Source organism: Asaia astilbis JCM 15831 (assembly GCF_000613845.1).
In the GTDB taxonomy this organism is placed as follows: Bacteria; Pseudomonadota; Alphaproteobacteria; order Acetobacterales; family Acetobacteraceae; genus Asaia; species Asaia astilbis.
Genome location: NZ_BAJT01000008.1, coordinates 1 through 20,252 on the forward strand (window position 1 = coordinate 1; position 20,252 = coordinate 20,252).

Sequence of the window (20,252 nt, forward strand, 5' to 3'; positions counted from 1 at the left end):
GGCGGTGGCGCAGCGTTTCGCCGGGCTTGGCAGGGGCCGGAAGCCGTCCTCTGCGTCGCAACTCGGGGGCAATCAGCGTTGCGTAATCATCGAGCGTTTCCGAGCTGTGATACTGACGCAGATTGATGCCATCGATCCCGTCTTCATCGAGCCAGGTCTCGAGCGCATCGACAATTTGTTCAGGCGTGCCAACGGCAAAGAACCGTCCTTCATCAAAGCTTGCAATCTGTTCCAGCGCGGCGCCCACGGTCTGCTCCGTGCCGAAGCGACGGCCCATATTGCCGAGGCTGCGCCCGCTTTGTTCCAGAGCCTGACCGATCGTGATCGAGGGGTCGAATTGTCTCAGATCGAGCTCCGACTGAGCATGAACGAGCGCGCCTTCGACACTGTAATAAGCGCGATACCGGGCGAGTTTGGCCTGAGCTTCTTCCTCGGTTCGTCCCACAATCAATCCGGCCATGACGTAGAATTTCAGCTCGGCAGGATCACGACCATGCGCTGCCGCTGCGTCTCGTGTCCGCGCTATGTGAGACCGGACTTCTTCCTGCGTGCGCCCGCCGATGAAAACCGCTTCGGCATGGCGGGCCGCCGTCTGCAATCCGCGCGCGGAGCCGGTCGCCTGAAACAGGACGGGTGTGCGTTGGGGGGTGGGCTGAACGAGATGCGGCCCTTCGACGCGGAAATGCGTCCCCTCATGGTTGATGTGCCGCACCCGGGCCGGATCGGTGAAGCGGTCTGAGTCTCGGTCCTGAATGATGGCGTCTTCGTGCCAGCTCCCTTCCCAAAGCTTGTAGAGCACGTCGAGATATTCATCGGCGCGGTCATAGCGGCTGTCATGTTCGAGCTCGCCATCGAGGCCGAAATTACGGGCCGCGTTGGGCAGATAGGAGGTGACGACATTCCACCCCACGCGCCCGTTTGTCAGCAGGTCGAGCGTGCTCATCCGGCGCGCAAAAGCGAAGGGAGGCTCGTAGGTGGTCGAAAAAGTCGCCGCAAAACCGAGCGTCTCGGTCACGGCGGCCATCGCCGGGATCAGCGAAAGAGGATCGAGATTGGGTATTTGCAGACCCAGACGCAGTGACGCGTCGAGGCCACCGAAACGGTCATAGATCCCGATCACGTCGGCCAGAAAAATAGCGTCGATCCCGGCATCTTCGGCCCGTCGGGCCAGATCCAGCCAGAAGCCCATTTCACCGAAACGATGGCGGGTATTGCCTTCCTCGCGCCACATGCCGTGCACGATATGGCTCACACAGGCCATCTCGAAGAGGTTCACGTGGAGTGTTTTTTTGCGGCTGTCGGGCGCGAGGAGAGGGTCATGCGGCTTGGTCCGTGTGGCGGGCCTCGGCCAGGCGGCGCAGTCCATCGCGATACGGCGTCCACAGACGGGTACCGTTCAGCGCGACATCGCCAAGTTCGCGCTGACGCTGGGCGGCGGGATTATGCGAGGCGAGCGTGCGGGCATTGCGCCAATGGCGGTCGAGATCCAGTGATTCCGAGGTGGCGGAGGCGCCTCCGACTTCGAAGAGCGTCGTTGCGGCTTCGAGTGTCTGTTGGGTAATGATCTGCTGCGCCTTGAAGATCTCCTCCTGCGCGCTTTCGATGGCGTCGTCGTCATGCGCTCCTGAGAGGAAGAGCGGCTCAATGGTCTCGAGCGCTCTTGCCCCCTGATCGGCCAGAACCGCTGTGGAATAGGCGAGGGACGACAGACGTCCGACGACGGTCTGAACAATCGGATCGTGTCTCTGGCTGACTTTCCCCGGGACGCCGAAGACTCGCTCACGCGGACGGACGAAGCTCAGCGCATCCTGCAGCACGGCTTGGGCAATCCCGGCCAGGGTCGTGTTATGGAATTGCTGGTAATAGGCCCCGAGGAAAGGCTGGCTCGGCGGGGTATCTCCGGGTGCACGCTCCACGATCTGTTCGGGTGAGAGGGCGACCTGCTCGAAGAGTGTCGTGCCGCTTCCGGTCAGGCGTTGGCCGAAACCATCCCAATCGTCCAGCCGTGTGACACCCGGCGCAGTGGCGGGAACGAGAACCCGAACCCGGTCGCTCCCGAAAATTGCCCAGACGATGATCCAGTCAGCATAGAGCGTCCCGGTGGAATAATATTTCCGCCCGTTTAGGACGAGTCCTTGAGCGCCTTGTGTCACTTCGGTGGTGACGCTCGTTTCATTGGCACGTTCCGCCATGGCGGCACCAAATACCGAGCCCTCGCGGATGAGCTTTTCCCAGCGAGCGGCCTCCGGCAGTCGCGCGCGCAGCGTTTCGACGAAAGCAAAATGAGCCCGGAAAATCTGCGGGATATTCGAGTCTGCGCTGGCCAGATTGCGTAGCAGGCGGAAGGCTTCCGTAAGACCGAGCCCGAGCCCCCCGGATTTTTGATCGAGCCGTAACCGGCCGAACCCGGCTCTGGCGAGACCCGAAACAGCCTCATGAGGAAGGCGTCTCTCGCGGTCGCGAAGCGCGGCGTCACGCGCAATTATGCTAAACGATTCTGTGAAATCCATGAGTCTAATTTCCATGAAGATTATGGACACAAGACGATTTCACATCGTCCGACTGTTGTTATTTTTTTATAACAGAACCATTGCGCTGATGTGTCAACAAAGAATGTCGTTGATTATAAATAACAACGAAAAATTATAGTTTAATACGGTCATGCGTCCCAACTGCTCTCGGCGTCTCCCGACCGTGCTGTTGGGTTAGGCAGTTTCCGGCTTTGCTGAGCAGGTCTAGAAGGAGCGGAGCATTCTGCGACGGGAAGAGGGAAGCGATATGGCGGGCGAGGCATATCTCGAAGGGTGGAAAGCCGCGATCAGTCGCGATACCGGCGCGCTTTATCTCGCAATTGTCGAGGCCATTGCTCATTCCATCCGCAAGGGAGAGGTGCAGGAAGGCGAGAAGCTTCCCCCGCAACGGGTGATTGCCGCCCGGCTGGGGACAAATCTGAGCACCGTGACCCGAGCGATTGCCGAAGCGCAGAAGCGTGGTCTGCTCGACGCAACGATTGGGCGCGGTACCTTCGTCAAGCTCAATGCCGGTGAGGGATCCTGGCGTCAGACCAGCGCGAGCGTCATCGACCTGACGATGAATTCCCCTCCCATGCCGCGCGATCCCGGCCTGCAGGAAATGATCCAGGGCGAGATCGCCTCCATCTTTCGTCAGCAGGACGCGCAATCGCTCATGTCTTACCGCGTGACCGGCGGGACGCAGCAGGATCGTCTTCTTGGTCTGCAATGGCTCATGCCGGTTCTGGGCAGAAGACGCGCGAGCGAGGTGCTGATCGTGCCCGGAGCTCAGGTGGCGCTGTCTGCGATCATGAGTTCTCTGGTGCGGCCGGGCGAGGCGATTGTGACCGATCAGCTCACTTATCCCGGCATGCGCGCGATCGCCGCACAGTTTGGATATGTTCTGCTCGGCGTGGATCAGGATCAGGAGGGAATGATCCCCGAAGCGCTGGACGAGATTTGTGCCCGACATCGCCCGAGAGTGCTGTACTGCACGCCGACCCTGCAGAACCCGACCACAGCGACCTGGTCTGTCGCGCGACGCGAGGCCATTCTGGCCATCGCGCGTCGCCATCAGATCCAGGTGGTTGAGGACGATCCTTATAGTCTGTTGCTTAAAACACCGCCGCCCACACTCGCCATGCTGGACCCGACACGGGTGATTTACGTCGCGACCCTGTCAAAGGTGCTGAGCCCCGGCTTGCGCACGGCCTATATCGTGCTGCCCGGAGCAGAAATGACCCGGCGGATTACGTCGGGGATACGGGCGATCTGTCTGGCCAAGGCAGGCATTCTCGACGCGTTGGTGTCACGCTGGATCGATACGGGTCTTGCGCAGCAATGTCTGCGGGATATTCGGGAGGAATTGACGCAGCGCCATCTCGTCTTGCGCCAGATCATGGGCGCAAGAGTGCCGGACAGCACTCCCAGCCCCCATGTCTGGCTGTCTTTGCCCGAATGGTGGAGCAGCGCCGATTTTGTGGCTTTCGCCCGCAAACAGGGTCTGGCTCTCGTACCGAGCTCAGTCTTCGCTGTCAGCGGCGACCCTCCAGCGGCGATCAGAATGGCATTGGGGAGTGCCCCCGATGTGACGGAGCTGAAGGACTCACTTATCAATCTGCGCTCTGTGCTCGATTACAGACCGGCAGAGGGATTTTCCGACATTGTCTGAAGGCGGAAGCATCGCGCCTCTGCAGGAGCGGTTAAAGCTCGGCACGTCAGCGAGAAACGCATGAGGATATCATTCACGAAAACGAGAGGAGAAATCGAAGCCAGAACAAGGGATTAGAGGGGGGAACCCTTATTGTATGGTCTGAATAAATAAATTGTATGGCATAATATCTCAATTTCTGGGCGATCTTCTGATTATGAACTCATTGTATGGTTATTTATCCCAGACAATTTCTTGCAGTTTCGATCAAGACTTACCATAAAAGGCTCATAGTCCTTCCATGGCTCGATGAGAGGTCTGTTATCTGGCTTCGCGAGCGATTGGGCGGCACTGTATTTTTGATAGGGGCGAAGCGGCTTTTCGCGAGGCCGCTGATGCTTCTCTAACGGAGAGTCAGAATGAACGCAGAACTCGCCAGCCTGTCTTCGGCAGCGCAGGAACAAGCGGCACAGCGACGTTTGCGTTATCGCATGATCGCAATGGTTGTGGGCGTCCTGATGTTCCATGTCTGTCTGGCCTGGGCAGTCGCCGGAACGTCGATCGATCTGGATGACCATTTTCACACGAATTACTGGGCTCTTGGGGGCACCCTGTTCTGGGCAATGTACGCTGTCTACAATATGAGCGTCTCCTGAAAGAAGCTCAGCCCGTTCGGATCAGGATATCGAACGGGATCGTCCCGTTCAGATGAGCGAGTGAGAACGGGCTTCCTTCGACCGAGATGTTTTTATGGACGAGGCTCTTCCACGATCCAAAAGCGGAGAGCGTCGTTTCCGTCCATCCCAAATGGGTTGTGATGAGGGCATCGTCTGGTGCCAGGCTCAGCGTCAAACGGGGCGCGACGATCAGACAGGAGCCGTTGAGGCTCCTCCGCTCGAAGGCCACCACATGCTCTGCAAGAGGGCCTTGAGTCTTGCAGGGAACATAACGCCCGGCGTCGAACAATTCGGGGTTGGACAGACGGAACGTCAACACGCGCTCAATCAGCGCCTGTCTGCCGCGCCCTGATTTCCAGTCACCAATGCTCTCCAGAATGGATTGCCGTGCTTCAGAGTGCTCGCCCTTCGTTGAGTGCTGAGCGGCTGGGTCGAAAATCCTCCTTGCGTCTTGTTGAGAGAGATCCGGGGCACCTGGCTGGTCATCCACAAGAGCGCCTGTGCCAGGCTGTTCAACGCCGCAGCGTTGTCGAGGCGCGTGACATAGGCAGAAAGATCGCTCTGGAGCGGGCCCGTGATGAATTTTCCGGCAAAGCCGAGACAGGCCGCCTCATAGCTTTCGTCCGGACTGGCCCAGTTCGTGTGCTGATCAGCATCGCGCAATGCGCTGAGAAGAGACCTGTTGAAGCGTTCAGCGTAGCCGGTCCTACCGCTCTCCTCGAGCGACCAGGAAGCAATCAGGCTTTGGAAAATGCGATACGCATCAGCCGAAACAGGTGAAGGCCCGTGCGATGTGATCGTCAGGAACGTTCTTGTCTGCTCTAGCCATTGCTGTGCCTTGAGAGGCCATTCCGCTTCGGGCTCGCTGAGCACCATGAGGCGGCCCCGCTCGGTCTCCCCCCACTCCGTATCCGGCGTAGCGATGCGGAGAAGCGCCTGCGGATGGGTGGCCTGACGCGCTTCATTCGACTTGTGAAAATCAGCAATCCCTGCCGAGAAGCGACCGGGGTGACCTCCAGTCCCGTTATGCGACAGAAGGCGGCTGTACCGCGCGAGGGCCGTTTCCGCTTCTTCGGCGAGCTGCGTGGTCAGGCTCTCGAAGCGTTCCAAAATATTCTGTCGCTCGGGCGTGTCGATGCGTGCGTCGGCCAGATACTGACAGATACGGCCCATGGCGGCGAGTTGGTCACCCCTCAAAAGAGGCTGGGCGGCAAGGTGGGCCCGGTCGATGGCACGGAAATCGGCACCTGAATCGCCACCATCGGCAAAATAGCTGCGCGTCACCGGAAACACGGCCAGAATGGCACGCAGCGCCGGATCGAGATCGCGATCGGCCGCCCTCCCATTCGATTTGAAGTCGGATGCGAGCAAAGTCCTGAGAGTCTCAAATTCCTTAGCGAACCGCGTATCGAGCGCCTCCAGTCGCGTGGCACGCTCGATTTCCCCAAACGTAGCCTGTCCGAGGCTAGACCAAAGGGCCGAAACTGGCGCCTCACCGTCCGGATGGTGCAGCACAAGGCTGACCTGCTCCAGAAAGTCATGCCCCGTCGTGCCTGTAACTGGCCATTCGAGCGGCAGAATCTCGTCCTGCGCGAGAGACTTCTCAATGAAGAGAGGCGCCTGACTTTGAAGGTGGGAAGGCCGCTCGCGTCGCAGAGAGTCGAGTTTGGCCCGCATACGGGTGCAATATTCAGCAGGCCGTGTCAGGCGATCGATCCTGTCGACCTGCGTCCCGTCGATCAGTCCCTCGCGATAAAGCTCGAAGATAAAACCATGCACATCGTCAAAGACCGGACGACGGTCCATCTTCAGGGTGACCAGAGCAGACGCACCGGAATGGTCCAGTCGCCTTCGATGAGCTGATAATGCTGTGCAGCGAGAAAGGTCTCGAGATGTGACCGTCCCTCCGTTGTTCCGGGGTCCAGAAGCGTTACGTCAGGAGCAATCGAGGCACGGTCTGTCGCAGATGACTCACAATTTGAATCGGTCTGCGGAGGGGAGGGGCAATTCAGCTCTCCCCAAAGCGCCTCTTCGCTCTCAGATGAAACGGGGTAACGTTGGTCGCCATAGCGAATTTCTACATGACCGGTCTCGTCGAGACCGAGCTTGAGGGCGCCACAACGGATGGCGGCATCAAGCGGGCTTGTGAGAACGGGCAGGAGGACCTTCTCGGACTGGCCCGGCGTGGCGGCGCTCCAGACGATATCGAAATATTGGGCATAGGCACTGCGTTTTCCCTGCCGCAAAACGTTCCTCCACCAGCCATTTCCGGGACTGATGTTCATGGCGTCAGGCGCGACAGTGAGGATCAGCCCCATTCTCTCTTGTCTGAGGGCGTGCACAAAACGACGCAGCCCGTCCAAACCGCCGAGATCAGGATCGATATGGGTGAAATCGACGATGCCTCGGCTTTTGTGAGAGTCGGAAGCAGATGGCAGAAGGGAGGACGCGATGACATGGCTGATGCCCAGCTTCCTCAGGTGAGGAATATAAGGAATTGCCTGATCCAGAGTGAAGCCGCGGTGAAACTGCAAGCGAAGCGTGGCTGACAGGGGGAGGGGATTCATGCGCAAAACTCCAGACCGGCGGCAGGACTGCCAGAGGGAGTTTTTTCTAGAGCGCAGCGTGCTTCAGGGCCATAGCAAGGTCGGTCCGTTTTCATGATCCTGCCTGCATTGTGATCGAAGGAGTTTTACGTGGATCGAGGGACGTAAGGGCTTGTGCTGCTTGTGTCGAAGCCGCCCGGATCAGACCGGCATGTCCCTGTTATTCGCGATGGCTTCCATCGAGAGATAGGAGGTCACGGTGTCGAGTTCGACCTTGCTGATCAGAGTCTGATAAATGCCATCGAAGGCATTCATGTCCTTGGCGACAATCTTGAGCATGTAGTCGTAATCGCCCGCCAGGCGGTGAAAATCGACAATGTGCGGAATCGAGAGCACGGCCTCACGGAACTGGCTCAGCCAGTCATGGGAGTGAAAGCGCGTACGCACCATCACAAAGACGGTCACGCCCAACCCCACAGCCTCGTGCGAGAGGCGCAGCGTTTCGCCAAGAATGACACCATTGGCCCGGAGGATCGTCAGGCGTCTCCAGCAGGCGTTCTGGGAGAGCCCGACCTTGTCTGCCAGCTCGCGCTGCGAAAGCGAGGCATCGTTTTGCAGAGCACGGAGAATGGCTTTATCGATATGATCCATAAAATTCATAAAAACAGATCACATGATAGAACGATAGCACATTTTGTGCAGGAAATAGGAGAAGTTTTCCCAGATTGATCGCTCTATCCTGATGTCAGCATCACGAGGAGACGCATACGATGATCGATCCTGATACCTGTCTGGCCGATTTTGCCCGTACTCTGGGCGGACCCGGGGGGATCGAGGCGCTTCGTAAGGGGGTCATCGGGGAGGGCGTGCCCGTATCCGGGCCCTTTGGCGATCACCCTCTGCTCTACGCCGATTATGTCGCGTCAGGGCGGGCTCTACAGCAGATCGAGAGCTTCATGCTCACTCAGGTTCTGCCCTATTACGCCAATAGCCATACTCAGGCTTCTTTTTGCGGACGGATGATGACGCGACTGCGTGCGTCAGCACGCGCGCAGATCGCAAGGCTTTGTCAGGCTCCGGCTGGGTACAGCGTTGTTTTCACAGGGTCAGGGGCGACAGCCGGGATCAACAGGCTGGTCAGCCTCATGGGCGTTACGAAGGCGGTTGAAGACGGTCAGACACCGCTTGTCGTCATCGGGCCGTATGAACATCATTCCAACATTCTGCCCTGGCGCGAGAGCGGTGCAGAAATCATCGAGATCGACGAGGGGCCAGAAGGCGGACCCGATCTCGCGATGCTGGAGCGCGTGCTGAACGAGGTCGAGCCGGGCCGACTGGTCGTCGGGGCGTTCTCGGCTGCGTCCAACGTCACCGGCATTCTGAGTGATGTCGATGCAGTTTCCCGCCTGCTCAATGCCCATGGGGCGCGCTCGGTATGGGATTATGCCGGGGGCGGTCCCTATCTCGCCATCGAAATGGCAGCTGGCACACCAGAGCAGAAAGACGCTGTTGTGATCTCGTCGCACAAGTTTCTGGGTGGTCCCGGAGCATCGGGTGTGATGATCGTGCGCGACGCCGCGGTCGCCATTACCCGACCCAGCCAGCCGGGCGGCGGTACCGTGCGCTTTGTCTCGCCCTGGGGACATGATTATTCTGATCGTCTGAGTGATCGTGAAGAAGCCGGCACACCCAATGTCGTTGGCGATATACGGGCGGCGCTGGTTTTTCTGGTTAAAGAGGCGATCGGGCAGGACTTCATGGATCAGCGCCATGCAACGCTGCGTCAGCGTGCGCTTTCTGCGTGGCGGGACGTGCCTGAAATCGACCTGATCGGTGCGTCCGGCAAGAGTCCGGCTTTGCCGATATTTTCCATGCGTATTCGCGATCGCCAGCGCGGCGGCTATCTGCACCAGCAGCTCTTCACCCGTCTGCTTTCCGATTGCTATGGCATTCAGGCGCGTGGCGGATGTGCGTGCGCAGGGCCTTACGCCCATCGTCTGCTCTCGATCGACGCGCCCGCTTCGGCCCTGATGCGTCAGGCGATCCTCTCAGGCAATGAGATCGAAAAGCCGGGATGGACGCGGCTCAATTTCAGCGTTCTCATGGATGACGAAAAAGTCGGACGGGTGATCGACGCCGTCTCGACCTTGCGCGTCAGCCTTACCCGATGGCCGATTTCTACCGTTGCGATGAACAGACGGCGCGCTTCGAGGCTCTCTCGGCCTGAGGCGTCGTTAGGCGTCCTCTTCTGTCTCGTTCTGCGCGATCTGAAAGGCGCCTGCATTGAGTTTCGATGCCGCCTGATGGCCGAGCGAGACAGCGCCAAGGCAAAGAAGAGCCGAGAGCGCGATATTCAGCGCCGCCCGTCCCCACGCATCCGCCCGAAGCAGATCGAGCGTTTGCAGGCTGAAGGACGAGAAGGTGGTGTACCCGCCGCAGATGCCGACCATCACGAACAGGCGTGTATTCTCCGAAACCGGAAAGCGCCCGTGAGCAAGGGTCAGCGTGCCGAAGAACCCGATGACGAAAGATCCCAGCGTGTTGATGGCCAGGATCGTGCCCCACGGCATGGTGCGGCTGTAAGGCGCGGTCGCGACAGTCACGAGATAGCGCGCCAGAGTGCCCAGGGCGCCGCCGAGCATGACGACAAGACAGGTAGCAAAAGACATCGAAAGAGGGCACTCCAGCCGGTTCAGAGATAGTCCGGACTTATAGCAAGGCGGTTTCGCGCGGCATAACCTTCTTGAGGCGATAAAGCGCCAGTGTCTCGATCGTGGCACCGGCTCCGGTCGCCTCGAGCTTGAGGAAGGTGAGCGGGTTGGCGGGGAAGATCAGTGCTGTCCCGACCGACAGGCCGTTATTGGCAAATACTTCGAGCGTGCAGGCATCGAGAACGAGCCTGAGATCGAAATGCCGGTCTTCCGGGTTGAGCACCGTGGAGAATTGACCGGTGAAGAAGGGCTGCTTGAAGCCGTTCAGATCACCCCGATCAATCCAGAGCTGACCGCTAAAGGCATCGAACCCGATCGTGAGACTCTCACCCTGATCATTGCCGAACACGATTACAAAACGCCCCGTACGCCCCTTGTCGCCCAAAGGAAGGTCCGGGTTCATCTGATCGACGGTGACGCTCAGGGCGAGCTCAAAAGCTGTGCCCATCGGCAGCTGGACAGTGGCACTGGCCCCGGCCGCCAGTTTTGGACAGGTGAACGCAATGGGGGCCTCGCGCAGGGTTTCGAGCCCTCTCGGTGCCTGTGCAAGACGCAGCCAGCCCGCAGCGTCATGACGCAAGGTCATGTTTCGTGGCAGCGTCATGCAGCCGCGCCAGCTTTGAGTGGGCAGCTCCTGACAATATTGCCAGTTGCTAAGCCAGGAGATGGCGACGGCTTCCTTGCCCGGCATGTTCTCGAAGCACTGCAACGCGTACGCATCTTTGGCAAAATCGATCAGGCCGATCACAGTGTCGTCCGGCGTAAAACGGCTGCCATCGAAACTGCCGACAAAATATTGCGTCGTGCTGCCGCCCGTCGGGCTGCCGGGATTGACTGAGATGAAGAGGACCCAGCGTGACCCGCCGCCTTCGACGGGAATCTCGATCAGATTGGGGCACTCATAATCGACACCGAAAATTCCTGAGGGGCCGAAATCGCTGAGATGGGTCCAGCGTTGCAGATCGATCGAGGCATAAAAGGCGATCTTGTGCAGGCGCGCCTTGGCCACGACCATGACCCATTGCCCGGTTGGTTCGTGGAAAATGACCTTCGGATCGCGGAAAGAATTGCTGCTGATATCCAGCACTGGATTATGCGCGACATCCTTGAAGCTTTTGCCGCCGTCATTGCTGATCGCAAGATGCTGGGTCTGCTTCTTGGGCGTGGCACGTGTGTAAAGCGCAGCAAGTCCGCCTTTGTCGGAGGGGAACAGCCCTGAGCTGTTTCGACCATCCATGACGGCGCACCCGGTATAGACCTCGCCTTCCGTCGTCTCGTTGATGGCGATGGGCTGGTCTTCCCATGTGAGCAGATCCTGGCTTGTCGCGTGCCCCCAATGCACATGACCTGCGTAAGGCGCGAAGGGGTCGTACTGATAATAAAGGTGGAAGGTTTTACCGTCATAAACGAGTCCGCAAGGGTCGTTCATGAAGCCATGTTCGGGCGTGTAGTGAAGGATCGGGCGATAAAACGCATCGGCACGCGTGCGGATAACCGCATGGGCTGTGGCACCCGGCTGATCGGCAGGGGAGGGGTGGGAGGCATTCGGCTCGGCTTTACGGTCCGGCTCTGGAGCACGCGGCGCCACCACAGGGCCGGGCTCGGATGCACGGGCGGCCGCCAGGCTCGCGATGCCACCGCCTGTGACGATGAACGAGGCAAGCGCCTTGCGTCGGCTTAGACCTGGGACGGCACTTGGTTTCTCTGCCATGGGGCGCTTCCTCTTTGTCTCTGACGATTGATGCGAGAACCGCATTGTCAGAGGCAGGTATGACGAATCTCAACAGTTAACCCAACCTGAGTATGTGACGAGGGAGCCTGATGAAGGCTTTCGCACAGGTCGGATTATTCCTGGGGGTCTAAACCCGCATCGATAGGGCAAGGTTCAACTCAAGCGATAAAGTCGGGTCGATCCGTCAAACTGGGATGGCCGGGCGGCCGTCCCGCTGCCATGAGCTCTAAGGCAATGAGACGAATAGTCCGTTGATGAGACGTGAGGTGCAGGAAGGGGCCGCTTATGCGGCACGACGCATCTCATAGCCGTGTCCACCGATAAGAAGATCTCTCAATATTGTTAAGCTGGACTCATAAAACGTTATGTTATCAAGGATTTTGTTATAATTCAGGAGGAGTGATCAGGCTTTTTCTGGATTGAAAGAGAAAATTTTCTGGATGAGATGCACGACTAGAGCGTCAGGGCGAGTAATACGCCTGACAATTCCCGAGGATTTTAAAGAAAAGGACTGACATCTTCCATGACGGCTCTCCCGGAACGCTTTTCTCTTGTCGGCAAATGCGCGGTTGTCACTGGTGCGTCGCGCGGGCTCGGTGTGACACTCTGTGAGGTCCTGAGTCAGGCGGGTGCCGATATCGTGGCTGTCGCGCGAGATGAGTCCTTGTTGACCGAAACGCAGGCCATCGTGACGAAGAACGGTCGACGCTGTCTGCCCATTGCCGCCGATCTTCTGGATGCTGCGGCCGCTGACCGGGTGAAAGAACGGATCCAGAGTGAAGTTGGATCGCCGACCATCCTCGTCAATAATGCGGGGATGACCATCCCGAAATTGCTGGTCGATCAAACTGTCGAGGAATGGGACGCAATCCTTAATCTCAATTTGCGTGCTCCCTGGCTCATGGCGCGTGCGCTCGCGCCGGGCATGATGGCAGCCGGTGGCGGCAAAATTATCAATATCAGTTCCATGACAAGCTCAGTGGCATTGACCGAACATGGGGCCTATCTGGCCTCCAAAGCAGGGCTCAATGGGCTGACCAAAGTCATGACCGCGGAATGGGGCCCCATAATATTCAGGCCAATGCCGTCTGCCCCACGATTGTCTGGACTCCGATGGGCGAACGCGTCTGGAGCGAGGGAGACAAGCTCAAGCGCTTTGTCGAAAAAATCCCTGCCGGGCGCGTCGCGACGCCCGAAGAGGTTGTCGATCTGGTGCTTTATCTCGCTTCTCCTGCCTCCGGCATGGTCAATGGACAGGAGATCTTCGTCGATGGTGGTTACACGGCTCTCTAAACGACGCAGTCGAGGTTTCTAAAACCGGGCGGCTGAAGCTCTCGATCGAGAGCGTCAGTCCGTTTCGGTACTGCTCATAATTTTTTGCCCGGTAGAAAACTTGCCAGCATCTCCTTCGCTGAACCACGAATGACGTTCAGCAACTCTGGTTCGGTCGGCAGGGAAGAGAGAAAAGCCTTCGCCTGTTGTAGGGTGATATGAGGCGGCAGGGGCGGCACATCGGGATCGGTGCGCGCTTCCAGAATGACCGGACGATCCGCGCTAAGGGCTTCGTCCCACGCTCCGGCAACCTGATCGGGTTGGTCGACCAGAATACCTTTCAGATCGAGCAACTCAGCATATTTGTGATACGGAAAATCAGGGATGGATTGGGTTGCCGTTGTTTTGCCCTTGCCCAGCTGCACGCGCTCTTCCCATGTCACCTGATTCAGATCCTGATTATTCAGGACAAGCACGATCAGCCTGGGGTTTTCCCATTGCTTCCAGTATTTGGAGATCGTGATCATGACGTTCAGCCCGTTCATCTGCATCGCGCCATCGCCCATGCAGGCAATGACCGTGCGTTCGGGAAACGCCATCTTGGCAGCAACAGCATAAGGTGTTCCCGCACCGAGCGAGGCCAGACCGCCCGAAAGCGACGCTTTCATACCGCGACGGATTTTCAGATCACGGGCAAACCAGTTGGCGACCGAGCCTGAATCGGCGGTGATGATCGCGTTGTCAGGCAGGCGGGAGGAGAGCTCCCAGAAAACGCGTTGTGGGTTGACCGGGTTGGCGTCTGTCATGGCGCGTGCTTCCAGCACTTTCCACCAGGCCGCGACTTCCTTCTCGATTTTCTGCTGCCAGCTGCGATCGCTTTTGCGTTCGATCAGCGGAATGAGGGCGCGCAGGGTCGCCGCGCTATCCCCTTGCAGGCACAGCTCCATCGGGTATCGAAGGGACAGACTGGCCGGATCGATATCGATCTGTATGCCGCGCGCCTGGCCCGGTTCGGGCAGGAATTCGCTATAGGGAAAAGCCGAACCGACCATCAGAAACGTGTCGCAGCCCTTCATCAGGTCCCAGGATGGCTTGGTGCCCAGCAGACCGAGCGAACCTGTGACGAAAGGCAGATCGTCAGGCACGGCAGCCTTGCCAAGAAGGGCTTTGGCAATGCCAGCGCCAAGCAGATCGGCAAGTTCAATCAGGTCGTCAGTAGCTTCGAGAGCGCCAGCTCCGGCGAGGATAGCGATTTTCTTGCCCGAGTTCAGGATATCAGCGGCGGCTTGCAGACCGTCTTTTTCGGGTATCTTGCTGATGAGCGTCTCGCCGATACCGGTATGGGTATAGCCGTGGGCCACAGGCCCGTCCTTATAGGGAAGAAGTTGCAGGTCGTTGGGCACGATCACAATGGTTGGTGCGCGCTTGTCGCGTGCAATCCGAACCGCACGATCGATGGCATGCCGTATTTGCGAGGGTTCGGAGACGGTGACGATATACTCCGAACCGACATCCTTGCAGAGCGACTGTAAATCGACTTCCTGCTGATAATTTGCGCCGATACTGCTCCGCGCCTGCTGACCCATGATGGCAACCACGCCAACATGATCCAGCTTGGCGTCGTAAAGCCCGTTCAGGAGATGAATGGCACCCGGTCCCGATGTGGCGAAACACAGACCGACCTGACCAGTGAATTTAGCATGGGCAGACGCCATGAACGCCGCCATTTCTTCATGACGGACCTGCACATATTCGAGACGTCCCGCATCGATCTCGCGTTGAAGCGCCACATCGATCCCGCCCGCGCCGTCTCCGGGATAGCCATAGGCCCGTTTCAGACCCCATTCCTGAAGGCGTTTCCACATGAACTCGCTGACATTCATGGACATGGCGTCAATGCTCCGATGTGTGACGATCTGATGCGGAAACGCCTCACCGGCCGGGAATGTTCGATTCCAGCGGCGGTAAAATTATCTTTTGTCCATGAAGTGGCATGAGCACTGGCGCTTCAGCTAGGCTCTGTCTGCGCTCGAAGCTCTGACCGGGCCGCGTGTGCAGCTTCACCTTAACGTGACTTAATCGGGAGCAGGCAAAGCCATCGGAAGGCCGTTCTGATCGCGATGGCAAGTGCCTTGCACAATTCTTACGTGGAGCTTCCTGATGTCCATGACGGCCAAGCGGCGTCTGCACGACGTTTATCAACTGACCGATTTCGAAACTGCCGTTAGGCGTTATCTGCCCAAGGCGGTCTTCGAATATATCCGCAACGGTGCGGGTAACGAGTTCAGTCTGCGTCGGAACCGGACGATCTTCGAGCGCTTTCTCTGGCGGCCTTACCGGTTGCGTGACGTGTCTCCCATCAGGACGAAGGTGACGCTGTTCGGCGAGGAATATGACCAACCTTTGGGTTTGCGCCAACGGGTGGCGCAGCCATGGCCCGTTTCGATGCCGACCGCCTCGAAGCGGCTGCTGCCCGCCGTCATAATCTGTTTTACGCTCTCTCGGCCAATTCACTGACGCCGCTCGAAGACGTTATCAGGATCAATCCCCGCACCTGGTTTGCAGCCTATTTGCCGAGCGATCTCGACGTGATCGACGGCATGATTGATCGCGTCCAGAAGGCTGGATATCCGGTGTTTCTGATAACATGCGATGTGCCGGTTCCTGCGCAGCGTCTTGCGGAGACGCGTGCCGGATATTCCATGCCCATTCGTCCCAACTTGCGCTCGATCATGGGGGCCATACGTCACCCTGGTTGGACTCTGGGCACGTTGGGACGCACCGTTTTGCGCGACCGCAATCCAAAGATCGTGAATATTCGGCCAAAGGGAGGGCCGGGCCTGTTTTCCAGTGAGATCGCCTCAGTTGGAGGATCTCCTCATTTCACCTGGGACCATATCCGTCATATCCGCGCGCGGTGGAAGGGCAAGCTGGTCCTGAAGGGCATTTTGCGTCCTGAAGATGCGGCTGAAGCGGCGCGCATCGGTGTGGACGGTATTGTCGTCTCCGATCATGGCGCACGCCTGCTTGAGTCTTCTGTCACACCGCTTGAGACATTGAAGGAGATCAAGCAAAGCTCGGGCGCGATGAGTGTCATGATCGATAGCGGGTTCCGTTGTGGCGGTGACGTGCTCAAGGCCATTGCATTGGGCGCTGACGCGGTGATGCTGGGCCGTCCTTTTCTGCAAGCCTGTGCCCTTGCAGGAAGAGCCGGGCTCGACAGAGCCGTCGCTATTCTCAAGACGGAAATCGGTCGCGATCTGGGGTTGCTGGGCGTGACGGATCTCAATGAACTCGATCTTTCTTTCCTCAAAGATCTGCGCGCTCCGGATCTTGCGGAATGATGTTCTGATCAGATCTGTTCGATGTGAGACATCCGTCTCATGTCCTGCGGCAGCGTCATGCTGCTGACCTCTGAACGAAAGGATGGCTGATGAACGCAACCGAACGCGGAATCCGGGAACAGTTCTCTTTCTGGAGGGCTTTATCCAGTCCCCGCATCTCGCCCCGTACAGGCGAGATGCATGTCGTCATTGGATGTGGGACATCGATGCATGTCGGTGAAAGTATCGCCTGTGCCCTGAATGAAGCCGGGTTCGCGGCACGGGCCGTGCCCGGGAACGAATGGACGAGGCGCTCGAGCTCCTATGTGCCGTCAGACATGAAGACGCGGCTTATTGCCCTCTCACGCAGCGGAGAATCTTCCGAAACGGTCGCTGCCTCTGTGCTTCGCCGGCACTCGGATCAGGAAGTGCTGGCAATCACCTGCTCTCCGGGGAGCACGCTGACGCGCCTCGTCTCCGAAGTGATTGCGGCAGAGACTCATCCTGAGGAAGGAATCATCCTTACAGCGTCAGCCAGTCTCATGCTCATGGCGGGGTTGCGTTACGCGGGCGTTGAGATCGGTCCTGCCAGCATCACGGCGGCGGAAATCCTGCTTGACGCTGCGGAGACGGCGCTTGTTGCCCTTTACCGCGGACAGTCTCACTTCGTTTTTCTGGGCGGCGGCGCATTTCACGGGGTTGCACGCGAAGGGGCTCTGAAAATGAAGGAGATGAGCCTGTGTCAGAGCGAGGCCCATCATCCGCTCGAATATCGCCACGGGCCGGTCAGCATCATCGACGAGCACTCCTTCGTGGTCATGCTTTACCATCCGGATACACGTGAAGAAGAGGCACAGCTTTCTCAGGAACTCATGGATAAAGGCGCTGTCGTCCTTGGGCTCGGTGGCCCCGGGACGGTTTCCCTCGCCGTAGAGGGAGAGGTAGGAGCCGGTCCGCTGATCTGTCTGCCGGTGCTTCAGCTTCTGGGAGAGCATGTGGCTCGCGCCAAGGGGATCGATACGCAGACTCCCCGTCATCTGGCGAAGGTCGTCACGTTCAGTCATTGAGCAGTGAGGACGCGTATTGGTCCTTACGCTGGGCAGGATATCGCCGTCAGCTCGTCATAAAAGCTGTGTCATCGCAAGATATGCCTGTCTGAAAGGGAGCTCTTTGCGTGGGTTTGCGTTGCTCACGAGGGCTTCTGGATCCTGCAGAAACTCGGCCCTTGGAGAAATGTATCATGACGATCGAATTCTACGTCCTTGCGGGCCTCGTTCTTCTCGCGCTCTTTAATATCCTGTGGGCCGGAGCTGCCAAGACGCAGCAATATGGAAAGGGCTGGAATGTCGGTGCGCGTGACGGCCAGATGCCAGAGCTCAAGCCATTTCCGGCGCGACTGGCCCGGGCGCAGACCAATCTTTTCGAGACACTTCCCCTCTTTGTTGCGGCTCTTCTGGGCGCGCTCGTGGCTGGGCATCAGGGATGGAAGACAGAATGGGGCAGCAGCATCTATCTCGCTGCCCGCGTTATCTATCTCCCGCTTTATGCCGCGGGTATTCCTGTCATTCGCTCTGTCGTCTTCATGATCTCTCTTATTGGGCTCCTCCTCACGACCTGGGCTCTCGTTGCTGCGTGAGAGGCTGAATTGGTCTTTTCACTTTCTCTCTGAAACGCCGTCTGAAAAGGGACGCCGCGATAGTGCTCAGCTTTCGTGGCTCTCTGCTCCCGTCACCGCCTCAACGGGACCGGTTTTGCGCGTGCACGGCGTCACCCAGAACTGTTTTTCATTGTCCGACCAAAATACTGTGATGATATCGGGCATGGTTGAGCGGTGTTCTTTGGATAATGGTCTCTGTTCGATCAAGAGCAGAAGCTTTTGTCATAAAACGTTATGTGATTGATTTAACAGGTCGTTTATAGCTGCCCGCAGTCCGTTCAGTTCAGAGATTTATCGAACCAATGCGCGTGCGCCAGCTTACGACCTTGATGCTGCTCTGCAGCGTCACGATTCCTGTTTCCGCTCTTGCAGCAGGCCAGTCGGATGATATTGCGGCATTGAGGCGCGAGATGCTGGAAATGCGCGCGCAGATGCAGGGTCAGATCACCGATCTGAAGCGTGAGCTCGGCAAGGAACGCGCGATGCGTCGCAAGTTCGAGCTGGCACAGGCGCATCCGACCGGGACTGAACCAGCTCGAAATGGACACGCCTCTCGTCGATCTGCCACACAGTCTCAGGATATTTCGGCGTTGCGAGCGGGATCGAAAACGCCTCCCGCAAGGGAGGGCAGTATTCCGGCTCTCCCAAGACTGAGCTTGCCAGTGCGTCGACTAGGCCGGACACGGGGCGTGTTTCTGACCAGGGAAAGGCATCGCCTCGAACACCGTCAGAGCCGTCTTCCTCTGCACCGGTCCAGCTCGCCTCGGCATCGCCGTCGCATGAGGGCAAGCCATCGAACCCACAGGTGGGCTACGACACGCAGTCAATCCCGCCCCCCGATCACGGTCTCAACCTCTCCTTTGCGGATTTCAAAAGGGCGACACGGACGGCAGAAACTGTCGATGTCGGGGGTATCAGGATCGGCTTTCCGGCAGGGCGCCCAACCATCGCATCGAGTGATGGGCTCTACGCTTTTTCAGTCGGCCTCGTCATGCATCTCGATATCGGCGGATTTCCCTCCTCCGGGGGCAGTGCCGAGGGACAAACGGGCCGTTTTCCGAAAATGAACGAAAATGCCCGCCGTCTTCGCCTGCCGCTGACCTGGCGCTACGGCAATCTATTGGCGAACCTGACCCCGGAATGGGGAAGTACGGTCGATGGGACGGCCGGACTCTATGAAGCCAATATCGTCTATAGCGGTATCCATAATTCACAGTTCACCGTTGGGTATTACCAGCCTCGCGTGACCATGCAGGATTCTGAATCGTCGAACGGTTTCATTCTCATGGAGCGTGCCTCGATCTCCGAAGTCGTGCGTCAGATCGCGGCAGGGGATACGAGGCTGAGTCTCGGTGGTCGAACGCATCAGAATCGTTGGTATCTGGGTGCCTATCTGACGGGGCAGACCTATGGTGATCGCACCAACAATCCGACGGTATCGGATAGTCAGCTGGGCGGGTTGATCCGTGTGGCCGGGCGACCGGTTGCAACCAAAGATGTCGATCTGCATGTCGGCGTCTCGTCCACAATGTCGTTCAAGCGTAACCAAACCTCGCAGGGCCGGGTGCTCTCGCTCTCTGATCGTCCAGAGACGCGTCTGACCAATGAGCGACTGGTGTCCAGCGGGACGCTGTTGAATATAGGCAAGGTCTGGGCTGTCGGGCCGGAACTTGCGCTGCGTTACGACAAGGCGCTGCTTCAGGCGGAATATTATCATATCGGGGTCGACCGGAACGATGATGCGCGCAGCACGGGCCCGGCCCCCAATCTGGGCTTCGATGGCTATTACGTTGCCGGTAGCTACACGCTGTTTGGTCAGGCTCGTCGGTATAGCCCCAAGGACGCCGCTTTTCAGCGCCGGCGCCGAAAGAGAATTTCGATTTCTGGAATAATCAGTGGGGTGCGCTTGAAATCGTCGGACGCTGGAGCGTCATGGATTTCAACAGCAACATCATCAAGGACACATCAGCCACTGTGACCGGCGGTGTACGGGGTGGCGTCCAGACGGTGTGGTCTGGCGGTCTGAACTGGTACATCAACCGTCACTTCCGCATGCAGCTGGAATATAGCCACATCAACGCCACCCGCTCTCAAACTGTCGGCAGCGTCAATTCGAAAGGTCGATCGGTGAACGCGCTTGGCAGCCGTATTCAGGCTGCGTTCTAGGGCGAGG

Annotated in this window: 17 protein-coding genes and 2 pseudogenes; 9 read left to right on the forward strand and 10 right to left on the reverse strand. The window is 58.4% G+C overall.

Going from position 1 to position 20,252, the window contains the following annotated elements:
- Window positions 1-1,261 (reverse strand): NtaA/DmoA family FMN-dependent monooxygenase (locus tag JCM15831_RS07130; RefSeq protein WP_084490608.1); only part of this gene is annotated, 1,261 nt, incomplete at its 3' end.
- Window positions 1,262-1,316: 55 nt separating this feature from the next.
- Window positions 1,317-2,510: an acyl-CoA dehydrogenase family protein gene (locus tag JCM15831_RS07135; protein WP_025823755.1), complete on the reverse strand. Its 1,194-nt coding sequence runs from the start codon at window positions 2,508-2,510 to the stop codon at window positions 1,317-1,319.
- Window positions 2,511-2,778: 268 nt separating this feature from the next.
- On the opposite strand from JCM15831_RS07135, the gene JCM15831_RS07140 reads away from it, so the two are divergent.
- Together JCM15831_RS07140 and JCM15831_RS07150 are read left to right on the forward strand one after the other, a co-directional pair.
- Complete coding sequence (locus JCM15831_RS07140; protein WP_025823757.1) at window positions 2,779-4,182, forward strand: aminotransferase-like domain-containing protein; 1,404 nt, start codon at window positions 2,779-2,781, stop codon at window positions 4,180-4,182.
- A gap of 398 nt (window positions 4,183-4,580) precedes the next feature.
- The gene (locus JCM15831_RS07150; RefSeq protein ID WP_025823758.1) at window positions 4,581-4,817 is read left to right on the forward strand and encodes a hypothetical protein; all 237 of its coding nucleotides are present in this window, start codon (window positions 4,581-4,583) and stop codon (window positions 4,815-4,817) included.
- A gap of 7 nt (window positions 4,818-4,824) precedes the next feature.
- On the opposite strand, the gene JCM15831_RS07155 is transcribed toward JCM15831_RS07150, so the two are convergent.
- From JCM15831_RS07155 to JCM15831_RS07170, 4 genes are all read right to left on the reverse strand, one after another.
- The gene (locus JCM15831_RS07155; protein WP_156938781.1) at window positions 4,825-5,154 is read right to left on the reverse strand and encodes a hypothetical protein; all 330 of its coding nucleotides are present in this window, start codon (window positions 5,152-5,154) and stop codon (window positions 4,825-4,827) included.
- A gap of 11 nt (window positions 5,155-5,165) precedes the next feature.
- On the reverse strand, window positions 5,166-6,644 hold the full coding sequence (locus JCM15831_RS07160; RefSeq protein WP_025823761.1) for a malto-oligosyltrehalose synthase: 1,479 nt from the start codon (window positions 6,642-6,644) through the stop codon (window positions 5,166-5,168).
- A gap of 2 nt (window positions 6,645-6,646) precedes the next feature.
- On the reverse strand, window positions 6,647-7,405 hold the full coding sequence (locus JCM15831_RS07165) for a malto-oligosyltrehalose synthase (RefSeq protein ID WP_156938782.1): 759 nt from the start codon (window positions 7,403-7,405) through the stop codon (window positions 6,647-6,649).
- 180 nt (window positions 7,406-7,585) lie between these two features.
- Window positions 7,586-8,035 carry an Lrp/AsnC family transcriptional regulator gene (locus tag JCM15831_RS07170; protein ID WP_084490609.1) on the reverse strand — a complete coding sequence of 150 codons (450 nt, stop codon included), beginning with the start codon at window positions 8,033-8,035 and terminating at the stop codon, window positions 7,586-7,588.
- Window positions 8,036-8,154: 119 nt separating this feature from the next.
- On the opposite strand from JCM15831_RS07170, the pseudogene JCM15831_RS17325 reads away from it, so the two are divergent.
- Window positions 8,155-9,611: pseudogene (locus tag JCM15831_RS17325) on the forward strand (aminotransferase class V-fold PLP-dependent enzyme).
- Window positions 9,612-9,618: 7 nt separating this feature from the next.
- Here JCM15831_RS17325 and crcB read toward each other — a convergent pair.
- Window positions 9,619-10,053, reverse strand: a complete 435-nt coding sequence (gene crcB / locus JCM15831_RS07180) for a fluoride efflux transporter CrcB (protein ID WP_025823764.1) — start codon at window positions 10,051-10,053, stop codon at window positions 9,619-9,621.
- Between the two features lie 40 nt (window positions 10,054-10,093).
- The gene (locus tag JCM15831_RS07185) at window positions 10,094-11,806 is read right to left on the reverse strand and encodes a glycoside hydrolase family 32 protein (protein ID WP_025823765.1); all 1,713 of its coding nucleotides are present in this window, start codon (window positions 11,804-11,806) and stop codon (window positions 10,094-10,096) included.
- Window positions 11,807-12,350: 544 nt separating this feature from the next.
- Between JCM15831_RS07185 and JCM15831_RS17330 the strand changes: the two genes are divergently transcribed.
- The gene (locus JCM15831_RS17330) at window positions 12,351-13,142 is read left to right on the forward strand and encodes an SDR family NAD(P)-dependent oxidoreductase (protein WP_456303429.1); all 792 of its coding nucleotides are present in this window, start codon (window positions 12,351-12,353) and stop codon (window positions 13,140-13,142) included.
- A gap of 52 nt (window positions 13,143-13,194) precedes the next feature.
- Here JCM15831_RS17330 and JCM15831_RS07200 read toward each other — a convergent pair whose 3' ends face one another.
- On the reverse strand, window positions 13,195-14,982 hold the full coding sequence (locus JCM15831_RS07200; protein ID WP_025823769.1) for a thiamine pyrophosphate-requiring protein: 1,788 nt from the start codon (window positions 14,980-14,982) through the stop codon (window positions 13,195-13,197).
- A 283-nt stretch (window positions 14,983-15,265) separates the two neighbouring features.
- Here JCM15831_RS07200 and JCM15831_RS17335 point away from each other — a divergent pair.
- The 3 genes and pseudogenes from JCM15831_RS17335 to JCM15831_RS07215 all read left to right on the forward strand — a co-directional run bounded on the left by JCM15831_RS17335 (window position 15,266) and on the right by JCM15831_RS07215 (window position 18,058).
- Window positions 15,266-16,443, forward strand: a pseudogene (locus tag JCM15831_RS17335) (alpha-hydroxy acid oxidase).
- A gap of 89 nt (window positions 16,444-16,532) precedes the next feature.
- Window positions 16,533-17,489 carry an SIS domain-containing protein gene (locus JCM15831_RS07210; protein WP_025823770.1) on the forward strand — a complete coding sequence of 319 codons (957 nt, stop codon included), beginning with the start codon at window positions 16,533-16,535 and terminating at the stop codon, window positions 17,487-17,489.
- Between the two features lie 173 nt (window positions 17,490-17,662).
- On the forward strand, window positions 17,663-18,058 hold the full coding sequence (locus tag JCM15831_RS07215; RefSeq protein WP_025823771.1) for an MAPEG family protein: 396 nt from the start codon (window positions 17,663-17,665) through the stop codon (window positions 18,056-18,058).
- 299 nt (window positions 18,059-18,357) lie between these two features.
- On the opposite strand, the gene JCM15831_RS17340 is transcribed toward JCM15831_RS07215, so the two are convergent.
- Window positions 18,358-18,627, reverse strand: a complete 270-nt coding sequence (locus JCM15831_RS17340) for a hypothetical protein (protein WP_156938783.1) — start codon at window positions 18,625-18,627, stop codon at window positions 18,358-18,360.
- A 257-nt stretch (window positions 18,628-18,884) separates the two neighbouring features.
- Here JCM15831_RS17340 and JCM15831_RS17345 point away from each other — a divergent pair, with 257 nt between their 5' ends.
- Together JCM15831_RS17345 and JCM15831_RS23325 are read left to right on the forward strand one after the other, a co-directional pair.
- Entirely contained in the window at window positions 18,885-20,057 is a 1,173-nt protein-coding gene (locus JCM15831_RS17345; protein ID WP_051528372.1) for an OprO/OprP family phosphate-selective porin, read from the forward strand.
- Window positions 19,991-20,245, forward strand: coding sequence for a porin (locus JCM15831_RS23325; RefSeq protein ID WP_304488818.1), 255 nt, complete (start codon window positions 19,991-19,993; stop codon window positions 20,243-20,245). Before JCM15831_RS17345 ends, JCM15831_RS23325 begins: the two co-directional genes overlap by 67 nt.
- Window positions 20,246-20,252 lie beyond the last annotated feature (7 nt).

Bases quoted from the DNA above. Each gene is read 5' to 3' on its own strand.
- JCM15831_RS07135 (WP_025823755.1), bottom strand. From the start codon at position 2,510: ATGGATTTCACAGAATCGTTTAGCATAATTGCGCGTGACGCCGCGCTT.
- JCM15831_RS07140 (WP_025823757.1), top strand. From the start codon at position 2,779: ATGGCGGGCGAGGCATATCTCGAAGGGTGGAAAGCCGCGATCAGTCGC.
- JCM15831_RS07150 (WP_025823758.1), top strand. From the start codon at position 4,581: ATGAACGCAGAACTCGCCAGCCTGTCTTCGGCAGCGCAGGAACAAGCG.
- JCM15831_RS07160 (WP_025823761.1), bottom strand. From the start codon at position 6,644: ATGGACCGTCGTCCGGTCTTTGACGATGTGCATGGTTTTATCTTCGAG.
- JCM15831_RS07165 (WP_156938782.1), bottom strand. From the start codon at position 7,405: ATGAATCCCCTCCCCCTGTCAGCCACGCTTCGCTTGCAGTTTCACCGC.
- JCM15831_RS07170 (WP_084490609.1), bottom strand. From the start codon at position 8,035: ATGGATCATATCGATAAAGCCATTCTCCGTGCTCTGCAAAACGATGCC.
- crcB (WP_025823764.1), bottom strand. From the start codon at position 10,053: ATGTCTTTTGCTACCTGTCTTGTCGTCATGCTCGGCGGCGCCCTGGGC.
- JCM15831_RS07185 (WP_025823765.1), bottom strand. From the start codon at position 11,806: ATGGCAGAGAAACCAAGTGCCGTCCCAGGTCTAAGCCGACGCAAGGCG.
- JCM15831_RS17330 (WP_456303429.1), top strand. From the start codon at position 12,351: ATGACGGCTCTCCCGGAACGCTTTTCTCTTGTCGGCAAATGCGCGGTT.
- JCM15831_RS07200 (WP_025823769.1), bottom strand. From the start codon at position 14,982: ATGAATGTCAGCGAGTTCATGTGGAAACGCCTTCAGGAATGGGGTCTG.
- JCM15831_RS07210 (WP_025823770.1), top strand. From the start codon at position 16,533: ATGAACGCAACCGAACGCGGAATCCGGGAACAGTTCTCTTTCTGGAGG.
- JCM15831_RS07215 (WP_025823771.1), top strand. From the start codon at position 17,663: ATGACGATCGAATTCTACGTCCTTGCGGGCCTCGTTCTTCTCGCGCTC.